Annotated in this window: 9 protein-coding genes; 5 read left to right on the forward strand and 4 right to left on the reverse strand. The window is 52.1% G+C overall.

What is annotated here, in order from left to right; all coding sequences use genetic code 11:
• Positions 1 to 372: 372 nt before the first annotated feature.
• Positions 373 to 1,443, reverse strand: a complete 1,071-nt coding sequence (locus PGL01S_RS21280) for a GntR family transcriptional regulator (protein WP_127496589.1) — start codon at positions 1,441 to 1,443, stop codon at positions 373 to 375.
• Positions 1,444 to 1,590: 147 nt separating this feature from the next.
• Here PGL01S_RS21280 and PGL01S_RS21285 point away from each other — a divergent pair, with 147 nt between their 5' ends.
• From PGL01S_RS21285 to PGL01S_RS21300, 4 genes are all read left to right on the forward strand, one after another.
• Complete coding sequence (locus PGL01S_RS21285) at positions 1,591 to 2,871, forward strand: ABC transporter substrate-binding protein (protein WP_127496590.1); 1,281 nt, start codon at positions 1,591 to 1,593, stop codon at positions 2,869 to 2,871.
• Positions 2,872 to 2,992: 121 nt separating this feature from the next.
• Positions 2,993 to 3,877 (forward strand): carbohydrate ABC transporter permease, encoded by an 885-nt coding sequence (locus PGL01S_RS21290; protein WP_116393979.1) that lies wholly within the window; start codon positions 2,993 to 2,995, stop codon positions 3,875 to 3,877.
• A 2-nt stretch (positions 3,878 to 3,879) separates the two neighbouring features.
• The gene (locus PGL01S_RS21295) at positions 3,880 to 4,722 is read left to right on the forward strand and encodes a carbohydrate ABC transporter permease (RefSeq protein ID WP_116393980.1); all 843 of its coding nucleotides are present in this window, start codon (positions 3,880 to 3,882) and stop codon (positions 4,720 to 4,722) included.
• A 30-nt stretch (positions 4,723 to 4,752) separates the two neighbouring features.
• A complete protein-coding gene (locus PGL01S_RS21300) occupies positions 4,753 to 5,748 on the forward strand; it encodes a glycoside hydrolase family 43 protein (RefSeq protein WP_174806586.1) in 996 nt (331 codons plus the stop codon).
• Between the two features lie 379 nt (positions 5,749 to 6,127).
• Here the strand turns inward: PGL01S_RS21300 and PGL01S_RS21305 are convergent, their stop codons facing one another.
• The 3 genes from PGL01S_RS21305 to PGL01S_RS21315 all read right to left on the reverse strand — a co-directional run bounded on the left by PGL01S_RS21305 (position 6,128) and on the right by PGL01S_RS21315 (position 11,345).
• Positions 6,128 to 7,834: a type 2 periplasmic-binding domain-containing protein gene (locus PGL01S_RS21305; protein WP_127496591.1), complete on the reverse strand. Its 1,707-nt coding sequence runs from the start codon at positions 7,832 to 7,834 to the stop codon at positions 6,128 to 6,130.
• Positions 7,835 to 7,952: 118 nt separating this feature from the next.
• Positions 7,953 to 9,560 carry a response regulator transcription factor gene (locus PGL01S_RS21310; RefSeq protein ID WP_127496592.1) on the reverse strand — a complete coding sequence of 536 codons (1,608 nt, stop codon included), beginning with the start codon at positions 9,558 to 9,560 and terminating at the stop codon, positions 7,953 to 7,955.
• Between the two features lie 36 nt (positions 9,561 to 9,596).
• Positions 9,597 to 11,345, reverse strand: a complete 1,749-nt coding sequence (locus PGL01S_RS21315) for a histidine kinase (RefSeq protein ID WP_127496593.1) — start codon at positions 11,343 to 11,345, stop codon at positions 9,597 to 9,599.
• A gap of 157 nt (positions 11,346 to 11,502) precedes the next feature.
• On the opposite strand from PGL01S_RS21315, the gene PGL01S_RS21320 reads away from it, so the two are divergent.
• The gene (locus tag PGL01S_RS21320; RefSeq protein WP_127496594.1) at positions 11,503 to 12,450 is read left to right on the forward strand and encodes an ABC transporter permease; all 948 of its coding nucleotides are present in this window, start codon (positions 11,503 to 11,505) and stop codon (positions 12,448 to 12,450) included.
• The last annotated feature ends 1 nt before the right edge of the window (position 12,451 follow it).

Consider the following 12,451-nt stretch of genomic DNA (forward strand, 5'->3'; position numbering starts at 1 on the left):
CCCAAAGTTAGCATCCTTAACGATGCGCCGCATCGTTAAGCTCTCGAAAAAGTAACTCTACCAGCGTCTTAACGATGTCGGACATCGTTAAGCCGACCGCAAAATGCCGATAATAGCCCGAAACGGGCAAAGTTAGCATCCTTAACGATGCGCCGCATCGTTAAGCTCCCGAATAGGCGCCTCTGCCAGCGTCTTAACGATGTCGCACATCGTTAAGCCAGCCACAAACGCCAATAATTGGCGCGAAACAGGCAAAGTTAGCATCCTTAACGATGCGCCGTATCGTTAAGCTCCCGAATAGGCACCTCTACCAGCCGCTTAACGATGTCGCACATCGTTAAGCCCCCGCCTAGCCAGTGCCACCCACGCCTCTTAAGGAAACACCAGCTGCACCGGCACAACGATATGCTGCGGGTCGTAAGTATGCCCGATCTGGTCCTGCAGCAGCATAACCGCGGAGCGGGCGAGCTCCTGCTCGTCCTGCTGGACGTAAGGGACATTCGGGATATCCGGATTGTCGAAGGAGAAGAGTTCAACCTCGGTGCGCCGTTTGATCAGTTGGAGCGACTGCCAGGTCAGGCCGGCAATTTCCGCGGTAAGGGTGAAGGCAGCCGTGATAGTCGGATGCGACTTCAGGAAGTCCGTTACATAATCCAGAGCCCTCTCGCTGCGCAGCACATCCAGCGGAACATGGCACCAGAGGCTTTTGTCGATAGATTCGCCTTGATCGATATAGGCTTTCTCGAAGCCTATCGTTCGGTCTTCAATAGTGGTATTAGCATTCTCCGGCGAGATCAGCGCGATCTGCCGATGCCCCTTCGATAACAAATGCGTGACGGTCCGGTAGGCGCCGCCGTCATTATCCGAAGTTATGGTATACGTCTCGATATTGCGAAGGAAACGGTCAATAAACACAAAGGGGAACTTATCGAGAGACAGCCTCAGAAGAGATTCGTTATATTTCTCGTCTTCGGTCGGAAACACAATAAGCCCCTGAACGCCGGCATCAACCAAAGCGGTAATTGCTCTGGATTCCTCTGCCGCATGCTCACGGGTAATGCTCAGAATCATTTGGAAGCCTGCCTCCTTCAAATAGAACTCTATATAATCAACGAGCTTCTGGATAACGGTTGTTTTCATGGTAGGGATAATGAAGCCAACAAGAGGGACTTGGACAGGTTCAGGTTTAGGCTCGGGAGCAGGCGCCTTCACTTCGACAGGCTTCAAATCCGCCGCAACAAACGTTCCTTTGCCTTGAATACGCGTGACGAGTCCTTCATCCGCTAACTCCGTCAATGCATTCTTAACGGTAATCTTGCTGACCTTGAATTCATCCATTAATTCCTGCTCGGAAGGAATGCGGTCGAGCGGCCGGAGCTGCCCGGAGGCAATTCGTTCTTTAATCTCAAGCTGGATTTGCTTGTACAAAGCTGTCTTTTTCATGAAGGCACCTACTCTCAATAAATAAATATGTTTTTATAACCAATTGGATATATAAATAATACTTTACGCCTATTATAATCTAATTGTGAAGCGCTTACAATGGTCAGGTAACAAAAGCTTAACCAATATGTGAGGGGGAAACGTCAAATGAAAAAAGGGATTACGTTAACAGCAACCTTGGCATTGGCACTCATGTTGGTCTTATCCGCTTGCAGCAGCTCCGGGGGTTCCTCGGGTAAAGCAACCAAGGTTGTTTTTTGGACTTTTAATGAACTTCATCAGCAATTTTTCGAGAGCATGGCGGACAAATGGAATGCAGCACATCCGGACGAGAAGATTAAGCTGGTAGCTACGACATTCCCGTACGACGATAACCACAACAAACTGCAGGTTGCGCTGCAATCCGGAAAAGGCGCGCCGGACATGGCCGACATCGAGATCAGCAAAATCGGCAACTTCCTCAAAGGCGAGCCTCAGCTCGTACCGCTCAACGATATCGTAGAACCGAATAAAGACAATCTCGTTATGTCCCGCCTCGATAACTACGCCAAGGACGGACAATACTACGGGATCGACTACCACGTAGGCGCGGAAGTTATTTACTACAATAAAGAAATTCTCGATCAAGCAGGCGTAGATGCCGACAAGATCATCACCTGGGATGATTACGAAGCAGCAGGCAAGCAGGTGCTCGAGAAAACCGGCAAACCGATGACTACCGTTGAAACAACGGACCAATGGTCGTTCTGGCCGCTGGTCGTGCAGCACGGTTCGGACTTCCTCGATAAAGACGGCAATGTCACGCTTAACGACCAAGCGAATGTGGATGTGCTGACTTATCTGCAGAAGCTTGTAAAAGAAAAGGTAGCCGTTGTAGCGCCGGGCGGCTTCCATCACGCGGAAGAATACTACGGATTTATGAACGGCGGCGGCGCCGCTTCCATCTGGATGCCAATGTGGTACATGGGCCGTTTCACGGACTACATGCCTGACCTGAAAGGTAAAATCATCATCAAACCAATGCCTGTATTCAAACAAGGCGAAATGCGTTCCTCCGGTATGGGCGGTACGGGTACGGTTATTACCAATCAATCGAAGAACCAAGAGCTCGTTAAGAAGTTCCTCGATTTCGCGAAAATATCCAAAGAAGGCAATATCGAGATCTGGAAGCAGCTTGGCTTTGACCCGATCCGCACGGATGCCTGGACGGACCCGGCTATGACCGAGTCGAATAAATACACCGATTACTTCGGCAAAGATATCTTTACATTCCTCAGCAGCCTCAAGGACGAAATCGCGCCTACGAATATCAAAGAGAAAACGCCAGCGGTATCCGATGTAATCAAGACGAAAGCGATGTTCCAAGCGCTTAACGATCTGAAGGATCCGAAGCAAGTATTGGACGATGCGGCAGCGAGCATTAAGTAGGAGGAAGCTGACAGTCCAGCTGAAAAAACAAGCTTAACCGCTTCGTTGGAGGACCCAATGCCATGCATGGCGGTCCTTCAGCGAAGTGATCCTGATCAGGAAGGAGCGAGTGAGCGTCCGAATGAAAAAGATACTATACAATCAGCGAGTCGCCCCTTATGTTTTTGTGCTGCCGTTTGTGCTTTCGCTTGCGATCTTTTTCGTCTATCCCGTTATATCGACCTTCATTATGAGCTTTCAGGAAGTACTGCCGGGCCAGACCCATTTCATTGGCTTAGACAACTACAGGAATCTCTGGGATGATTCCTTTTATACCGCGCTTTGGAACAGCTCGAAATATACGTTCTGGACAATACTAGTCCTCATTCCGCTGCCTCTCGTGCTTGCCGTGTTCCTTAACTCCAAGCTTATGAAGTGGAGCGCGTTCTTCCGCTCGACCCTGTTCCTGCCGGCTTTGACTTCCGTTGTTGTAGCAGGCATCGTATTCCGGCTCGTATTTGGCTCGCTGGATAATTCCGTTATGAATACGTTCCGCCATGCCTTTGGCTTCGAGACCATTAACTGGCTTGGCAGCAGCGCGTCGGGCATGCTCGTGTTGGTCGTCTTGGCGACCTGGCGTTATCTGGGCATTAACATCATTTACTTTATGTCGGCCTTGCAGTCTATTCCAAGCGAGCTTTACGAATCGGCAAGCATCGACGGGGCGAATACCTGGAACAAATTCTGGCGCATTACGCTGCCGCTGCTCAAACCGATTTCGATCTACGTCATTACGATCAGCATTTACGGCGGGTACTCCATGTTTACGGAAAGCTTCATTCTGTGGAGCGGCAACCACTCTCCAAACGATATTGGCCTTACCATGATCGGCTTGTTATACCGCAGCGGCATCGAAAAGAACGAGCTTGGGCTTGGTTCGGCAATCGGGATGATCCTGCTGCTCCTTACGATGGTCCTTAATGTCATTCAGCTTCGTTTATTCGGCTTGTTTAGGAAGGAGGATTGAACGTGAGTACCAAATGGAATCGTCCTCAAACGTGGCTTTTGCTTGCCTTATTCGTTCTATTTGCGGCCTTGTCGGTCTTTCCTTTCTACAGCCTGCTGTTAGCTTCGTTCAAGCCGTCAAAGGAATTGCTTCGCTTCGGTCTGAACATTCGACTGCAGCCGGAGCTGCTATCCTTCCATAACTATTCGTTTATCTTCTCGAGCGGGGCGGAGAAATACCTGGTCTGGTATAAAAACAGCTTAGTCGTTACCGTCATCTATACCGTCTTCTGTATGCTGCTCTCCTCCATGGTTGGATATGGGCTGGCGATGTATCGTTTCAGGGGCCGCAATATCATCTTCCTGTTTGTCCTTCTGGTCATGATGGTGCCGATAGAGATTATCATGCTGCCGCTGTACAAGCAGATGATCGCGATGAACCTGATCAATACGTTCAGCGGGGTAATCCTTCCGTTTGTCGTATCGCCGCTGCCGATCTTCTTCTTCCGCCAATACGCGGCGGGGCTTCCGAAAGATTTCATGGATGCGGGTAGAATCGACGGCTGCTCGGAATACGGCATTTTCTTCAAAATCTTTGTACCGCTTATGACCCCCGCGTTTGGAGCAATGATTATCGTGCAGGCGCTCGCCAGCTGGAACAGCTTCGTCTGGCCGCTGATCGTCCTGAACTCGGGAGAGAAACTGACGCTGCCAATAGGTCTGTCCAGTCTCGTAACGCCGTACGGCAACAACTACGATATTCTTATTGCCGGTTCCGTGCTGGCGATTGTGCCGATTATGATCGTCTTTATTTTCTTCCAGCGCTACTTCGTTTCCGGCTTAACCGTGGGTGGCGTTAAAGGCTAATGACAAATACGAATAGAAGCAGGTGACAGGATGGGAGTCCACCAATCGGAAATGAACGGAGTTAAACCATTAATCGAACAAAGAGCGGATCCATTCATTTATAGGCATACGGACGGCTGTTATTACTTTGTTGCTTCCGTCCCGGAATATGACCGCATTGAAATCCGCAAGGCGGATACGGTTCAAGGATTGGCGGATGCCGTGCCGGCCGTTGTTTGGAGAAAGCACGAGACAGGGCTGCTAAGCGCGAATATTTGGGCGCCGGAGCTGCATTTTATCGATGGCAAATGGTATGTCTACTTCGCCGCGGCGCATACTTCGGAGACGAATGAAGGCCTCTTCGACCACCGGATGTTTGTTCTTGAGTGCGGCGATGCCGACCCGCTGGAAGGCGAATGGGTGGAAAAGGGGCAGGTGCGCGCGGCTTGGGAGAGCTTCTCGCTGGATGCCACAACCTTCGAGCACAACGGGGAAAGGTACTACGTCTGGGCGCAGAAGGATCCGGCTATTGAAGGCAACTCCAATCTGTACATTTCGAAAATGAGCAATCCGTGGACGCTCGCCGGCAAGCAAACGATGATCTCCGTCCCGGATCTCGACTGGGAAAGAATCGGCTTTAAAGTGAATGAGGGGGCAGCCTTTATTCGCAAGGGAGACCGCGTCTTCTTGTCCTATTCCGCCAGCGCAACGGACTTCAACTATTGCATGGGAATTCTGGAAGCATCCGCCGATGCGGATTTGCTTGATGCGGCATCGTGGGACAAATCGCCGGTACCGGTGCTAACAACCGATGAGCTGCTTGGCCTGTATGGACCCGGTCATAATAACTTTACCGTAGCGGAGGACGGCACAACCGCGCTGTTTGTCTTCCACGCCAGAACCTACAAAGAGATTGTAGGCGATCCGCTGTATGACCCGAACCGCCATACCTTCGTGACGGAGCTGAAGTGGACCGAAGACGGAAGACCCGATTTCCGGGCATCCGTTGCGGCATTGCAGCTTCCTCATGAGGAAGCGTCCTCGTAGACAGAGGAGCCTGATAAACAAAATGGCTGTCCCAAAAGTCTTTTCATAGACTTTTGGGGCAGCCATTTGCCGTTTGAACAACGGAATTCTCATTGTATCAGGCTACGTTGGATTTCTTCCAGCATAAAGGAACGATTTTAACAGGCAACTAACTCTACATTGGAATCGGTGCAATATAATCAGTCCAAAATGGACGACAGCAGCTCATTCTGGCCCTTTTTATTGGAGTGAATCCAACGTAGCTTCATAAACCATCCTATTATCCTGATTTTATTGGAGTAGATCCAACGTATGGCGAAAAGAGAAGGAGAAAGGCAGCCCAATCGTCATTAGAAAATGACGATGGGGACTGCCTTTTGTCGTATGCTTATCAGGATTGTTATTTTGATTGCGATACCGACTTGAACCAGTCGTTAACTTCCTTCGTGATCTGATCGCCGCCGTTGGATTTCCAGCTGGAGACGAAGGTATCAAACGCGTCGATCGGAAGCTTGTTGTAAATGATCTTGTTGAACGTCTCCAGCTCGGACTGGCGGAGGAGGTTCCATTTGGAGATCATCGTAGGCGTTGCCGCGCCCGTGAAATAGTTCTGCTTGCGTACGTCGATCTGCGACATAACGACCTTCGCGGCGTACCAGTTCTCCGGTTTGCGGAATTCGAACAGCTGCTTCTCGTACGGTGTTTCCGGTTTATTGCCTTCCGCCAGCTTCACCAGCGTCTTCATGTACAAGTCCGGAATACGGGCAGGGCCGGTGATGAACTGGAAGTCGTTGTTGAAGTCCTTGATCTTCGCTTGATCGCTTGTTGGTTCCCCGTCGACGACATCCCAGTCGTACCCTTTGGCGAAGCCGTATTCATATTCGCTGCCAACGGCCGGGTTCGCAAGATTATCCAGCAAGTAGTTGTAATAAAGGATGATGGCTTCCGGATGCTCGGCGTTTTTGTTGATCATAAAGCTGCTGTTGACCCCGGAGTTTTGCCATTTCGTTCCGATCTTGCCGTCCGGTCCGGCTGGAACCGGATAAGCTTTGTATTTGGCGCCTTTTACGTTCTTCAGAAGGTCGGGAGCCGGCCAGTCCGGAACCCAGTTCGCGCCAGGCAGGACGCCCGCGTTGCCTTTGGTCCAGATTTCGGCTGATTTGCCTTCATCCCAAAGGGCAGCGTCCGGATGAATGTAGCCTTTTTGCATCCATTCCTGCATTTTCGCCAGCGCTTGCTTTGCGCCCGGATTTACGGAGCCGTATTCCAGGTTGCCGCTGGCATCCTTGTTCCATTGCTCCTCAATCGTGCCGTAAGCGCCGAACAGCCAATCCAGGCCGCCCATCCACGTATTCGTATTGTTCTTAAGCGAGACGGCGAGAGGGTAAACATCCTTTGCAGCCAAGCCGTCCGGATTCTCGTTCTTGAACTTATCCAGAATGTTCTCGAGATCCGCGATCGTTTTCGGAGCCTGCAGATTTAGCTTCTCCATCCAATCCTCGCGCAGCCAGAGCACGGTATCGTCGTTATCGGTATATTCCATAATAGGCAGGTTCCACTTCTTGCCGTCCTTGGTGAACGGGTACCACAGCTCAGGATGCTTGGCTGCATGGTCCTTCCAGGTTTGATTGGCGTACTTGTCGAACAGCTCGTCGATTGGCATAAATTCGCCGGAATCGATCAGCTGGTTGGTTAGGACCGGATCGGTCGGCACCATAAGGAAGTCGGGCAGCTTCTCGCCGGAAGTCAGGGCAAGCTGGAGCTGCTGCTTGTATTGGTCGCTGCCTGCCGGGAACCAGGTATCCTTGCTCAGCTTGATGCCAAGCTTCTCCTCCATAAAGCGGGTGTGAACGTTGTCTTCCTTGGTCTCGCCCTCTCTATACTTCTTCGGCATAAGAATCGTGCTGATCTCGATTGGCGGGTCGTATTTGCCTGCCGCAAAAGCCTTGTCGGCAGCGGATTGCTCCGCGGATGCCGATGCGGAAGGACTTGCGCCGTCGTTAGCGGAAGGACTTGCATTGTTTCCGCCGTTATTATTCGAGCAGCCAGCCAGAACGACGAGCGACATGGCAGCAGGTACGAGCCATTTTTTGTTGAATTTGCTCATTTATCTATCCCCCAACGTTGTTTGGTGTCTTCATGTGTAACTCTATCAAGAGTTTGGGGACGGCATCTATATGGCGATATTAGTTTTCGTAGGACTCTCTTAGGCTGTTGGCGCAAAATCAACGTCCATCCCGGTATTCCTGCGGAGTGACATCGAATTGCCGCTTGAACACTTTGATGAAGTAAGCGGGATCCAGGTAGCCGATGTCGGCGCTGATTTCGTAAATCTTCTTGTCGGTCGCCTTCAGCAGATGGCAGGCGCGTTCCATCCGAACGGAGGCTACGTAGTCGCTGATTCCTTCACCGGTCTCCAGCTTATAAATTTTCGACAGGTGAGTAGGGTGCAGGTTAACGTAATCCGCCAGCGCGCGCAGCGATACGTCGAGATGGAGATGCTTGTCCACGTAATCCCTAATCTTCTGAACGTATTGGGAGCGGGCGTTTTTTGCGTCGTGAGCCGTTCCTTCGCGCAGCTTCGCCAGAGCGTTAAGCGACCACTTCCGCAGCTTGCCAATCGAAGCGAAGGCTTCTCCGCTTTGCAGCAGCTCCATATCCGGTCCGATCAAATCTGCCAAGGTGTGTCCGCTGCGGTGGGCAAGGTGCATGAAGGCGGAGCTGATCGTATAGCCCATCTCGAGGCAGTGTTCCCATGACTCGGAGCCTTTGTCCTCCAGCTCGTCGAACGCTGCGGCCAGCTTGTCCTCCGCAGCATCCCAGCGGCCGGCCTCCGCAAGGTTGAGGAGCCCGGGATGACCGTGAATGACATCCAGCGCGCCGAAAGCGGCCGTTTTCTTCGTACCGTCCACCTTCATGACGAATTCCTGTTCATCCCCAACGATTTGCCGGAAGTAGGAGACAGCTTGCCGGTATTGCTCCGGCAGCTCTTCCGGGAAGAGGAACGCATCCGTCACCACGATGGAGACAGCGCCCTTCAGGAACTGCTTCACCTTGGCCTGTATCTGCATGGCGAGCTTCTCGAGCAGGATGTCGGGCCGGTCTACCGCCGGATGCTCCTTGGCCTGCAGCAGAAAGGCCAGGTATCCGTGCTCCTCCCTGACGCTCCACACGCCCATAAATTCCTGGAGAATCTCTTCTGCGATATTCATAATGGCGTATTCCACAAGATGCTGCCCGTTGCCCCGGTATTGGCCGAATTCGTCCTCCAGACGCACGAGCGCCAGCGCGCAGGAACCGCTTCGGAATGGCAAGCCGTACATGTCCAGCTTCCGGATCCATTCCTCTTCCGCTATCCGTTCCCCCCGGAAGGCGCCTAGAAGCAGCTGCCCTCTAAGAAGCGGAAGGTTCTCGCGCAGGGCGAATTGCGTTCGCTCCTGGGAGCTGATGTTTTCCCATTCCGCCTTCAGCTGATCGATCGCGGTTTGCGCGGCGCCAAGCAGCTCCTCGTTGGTCGGCGGCTTCAGCAAGTAGTCTACGGCATGGTGCCGAAGCGCCTCCTTGGCGTATTCGAAGTCGGCATGGCCGGACAGGATGATGCACTTGATTCGCTTGTCTTGCTCCCGAATCCGTTCGATAAGCTCGATTCCGGTCATCTCCGGCATAAGCACGTCCGAGATGACGATATCGATCGGATTCGTGCCGATGATTTGCAGCGCTTCGCGGGCGGAATAGGCGCGGTGGACCTGCTCGATCCCAAGCGTATGCCAAGGCTTGTGCATGGACAGGTTCTCAACCCAGTGGGCTTCGTCGTCTACGATTAACAATTGCATGGAAGAGCCTCCTTGTATGTGTGCTGCGAATTGGGATTATGAAGCTTCCTTCGGAATCTCCCATACGATCTCGGTCCGGAAGCCGCCAAGCTCGGATGAGGAGAAGGACAGGGAGGAGCGGGGGCCAAAGCAATGGATAATCCGCTGATTGGTGTTCCAAAGCCCGTACCCCATATCGTCCTGCATAGGACCTCTCATTTTTTGATTCATGAGCTCCAGCTTCTCCTCATCCAGGCCGGGTCCGTCGTCATCGACGAAGATTCGCCAGAAGCCGCCGTCGATCCGTCCGGCGATGCGGATCTCCCCGGAGGAGTAGGATTTGCTTACCCCGTGAATAACGGCGTTCTCCACCAAGGGCTGCAGCATCAGTCTCGGTACCTGTTGTCCCCGCATTTCTTCCGGAATGTCGATGGAATAATGAATCCGGCCGTTTCGCATTTTTTGAATATCCAAGTAGTTGACGATCAGCTGAATTTCGTCCTGAAGGCTGGATACCGGCTTCTCCATCCGGGTGATGTAACGATAATACGCGCTAAGGCTGTAGCCCATCTTGACGACGGCCTCTTCGTCTTTCATCTGCGCCATATTGATCATGTACCCTAGACAGTTATATAAAAAGTGAGGATTGATTTGCGCCTGAAGCTGCTTCATCGTTGCTTCCTGCGCGATCAGCCGCTCCTTCAGCACGTTGTCGATCAACGTCTCGATCTGCGCCGACATATCGTTGAACCGATAGAACAGGAAGGTAAATTCGCTGTTCGCCTTGGCATGGATGCGAGCCGAGAAATCGCCGAGCTGGACCTTCTTGAGGCCGCGGATCAGCTTCAGGATTGGGCGCTGCACGTCCCGGTAGAGCACGATCGAGAAGAAAGCTCCGATAACGAGCAACAGGGCCATAGCCAGGTAAAACAGATTACGGCTGGACGAGATCGGGCCGAGAATTTGGTCGAGAGGCACCGGATCAACGAGATACCACTCCAACTGTGGCGACTTCACCAGGCTGACGAGATAGCTTTGCCCGTTCAGCTTGATCGTCTTCTGCATCGTATCCTCAAGCTTCTGGCCGTCCAAGTAACGGGTCAGCTCCTCCGCAAGCTCCGGGGAGGCGCTTCGGTTCAGAATCGGCTTCTGGCCCGGGGCGTAGAAGAGGGGATCGCCTTGCCCGCCTTCCTTGTACGTATCCAGCATATTCTGGATGTTCGAGGCGCCAAAGCTGGCTCCCACGACCAGATTGCTGCCCGTAAGCTTCTGCTGGCCAAGCGAGTCGGCGTAATACCAGCGGAACGCCATTCCTTCGGTACCCGTCGCTCCTTCGCTATAGGTCCAATTCTTCGAAATATTGCGCTTTAAATATTCCTCGTCGTACGCAACGCTTGTGCTGGAATTTGAGAGCGCTTCCTTATGCAGCTGCGAATATACCGTGAATTCGACCGGCCAGATGTTGACGACGCCGGACTGAAGCGCCATTTTTTCCAGCACCATATATCTCGTCTGCATCCAATCATAGTTATCGTCCCAGATGTTAAGCCCGTTGTACTTCTGTACGTTGGGATCCTTCGAGAAGGTGAACACGAAATCCATCGTCTGGTTGATCCGGGATTCAATCTGGCTGGACAGGAAGCTGAGCTGCTTAATGTTCGAGTTGCGGATCTCCTTGCCGATGACGCCGGTGGCGACATTATTGGAATAAGCGAATAAAATGCCGATCGGTATAAACAGCAGAATAATAAGCCCCAAGTACTTGACGAACAGGCTGATCTGCAATGGCTGTCTCGTTTTCTTCATCGTTTCCGTTCCCCCCGGAGATATGCCTAACAAAACCCTATCGATCCTAACAATGTCCTATAGTGGGACGATGCGCTTGATTGCTACGATAGCTAAGCAAGGATTTGCTCCATTATACCAGTTAACGATTTTTAGAAAATAGATAGGAGAGAGTGCCATGGAAAATACAATAAACAGTCTCGAATTATCGACACCGCCGAAAGCCGGCAAAAGACGACGCTACAAGCAGCCATGGATTCTCCACTTCATGGTGCTGCCGGCCGTTCTGCTGTCGTTTGTCTTCTCCTACATCCCGATGTCGGGTGTCGTGATGGCCTTTCAGGATTATAAGGCACGGCTTGGCTTCCTTCATTCGCCATGGGTGGGATTCAAGCATTTCCATTACATGTTCTCCAACGATTACTTTGTGAAAATCATCGGGAATACGCTGCTGTTCGCCAGTTCCAAAATCGTCCTGAACCTCATCATCCCGTTCGCCTTCGCGCTTCTGCTCAACGAAGTCCGCAACATGGGACTAAAGCGTTCCGTTCAGACGCTGGTGTACCTGCCTCACTTTCTTTCCTGGGTTACGTTGTCGGGCATACTGATCGATGTGCTGGGACAGACCGGTATCGTCAATCAGTTCCTGACAAGCGTTTTTGGCATTCAGCCGATCTTCTTTCTCGGGGACGGCAGCTGGTTCCGGATAACGATCGTCGTAAGCGACGTCTGGAAGGAATTCGGCTTCAACACCATCGTCTTCCTGGCTGCGCTCTCGGGCATTAATCCGGCTCTTTACGAAGCGGCGGAGGTGGACGGGGCGACCCGCTGGAAGCAGACGATGCACATTACGCTTCCGTCACTCCTGCCAATGCTGATCGTAGTCGCAACGCTGGCTATGGGCAACGTGCTGAACGCCAACTTTGACCAGGTGTTTAACCTGTACAGTCCGATGATCTATCAGCAGGGCGACATCATCGACACGTTTGTTTACCGTGAAGGCCTGTTAAGCGGCCAGTTCAGCTTCGCGACTGCGGTTGGTCTGTTCAAGTCGGTCATCAGTTTGGTTCTAATCGTGATCTCGTACCGGATTGCCTACAAATTCGCCGGTTACCGGATTTTCTAGG

This window comes from Paenibacillus glycanilyticus NBRC 16618, assembly GCF_004000805.1.
Lineage (GTDB): Bacteria > Bacillota > Bacilli > Paenibacillales > Paenibacillaceae > Pristimantibacillus > Pristimantibacillus glycanilyticus.

Excerpts from the sequence above, each read along its gene's own strand:
- PGL01S_RS21280 (WP_127496589.1), bottom strand. The coding sequence starts at position 1,443 with ATGAAAAAGACAGCTTTGTACAAGCAAATCCAGCTTGAGATTAAAGAA.
- PGL01S_RS21285 (WP_127496590.1), top strand. The coding sequence starts at position 1,591 with ATGAAAAAAGGGATTACGTTAACAGCAACCTTGGCATTGGCACTCATG.
- PGL01S_RS21290 (WP_116393979.1), top strand. The coding sequence starts at position 2,993 with ATGAAAAAGATACTATACAATCAGCGAGTCGCCCCTTATGTTTTTGTG.
- PGL01S_RS21300 (WP_174806586.1), top strand. The coding sequence starts at position 4,753 with ATGGGAGTCCACCAATCGGAAATGAACGGAGTTAAACCATTAATCGAA.
- PGL01S_RS21305 (WP_127496591.1), bottom strand. The coding sequence starts at position 7,834 with ATGAGCAAATTCAACAAAAAATGGCTCGTACCTGCTGCCATGTCGCTC.
- PGL01S_RS21310 (WP_127496592.1), bottom strand. The coding sequence starts at position 9,560 with ATGCAATTGTTAATCGTAGACGACGAAGCCCACTGGGTTGAGAACCTG.
- PGL01S_RS21315 (WP_127496593.1), bottom strand. The coding sequence starts at position 11,345 with ATGAAGAAAACGAGACAGCCATTGCAGATCAGCCTGTTCGTCAAGTAC.
- PGL01S_RS21320 (WP_127496594.1), top strand. The coding sequence starts at position 11,503 with ATGGAAAATACAATAAACAGTCTCGAATTATCGACACCGCCGAAAGCC.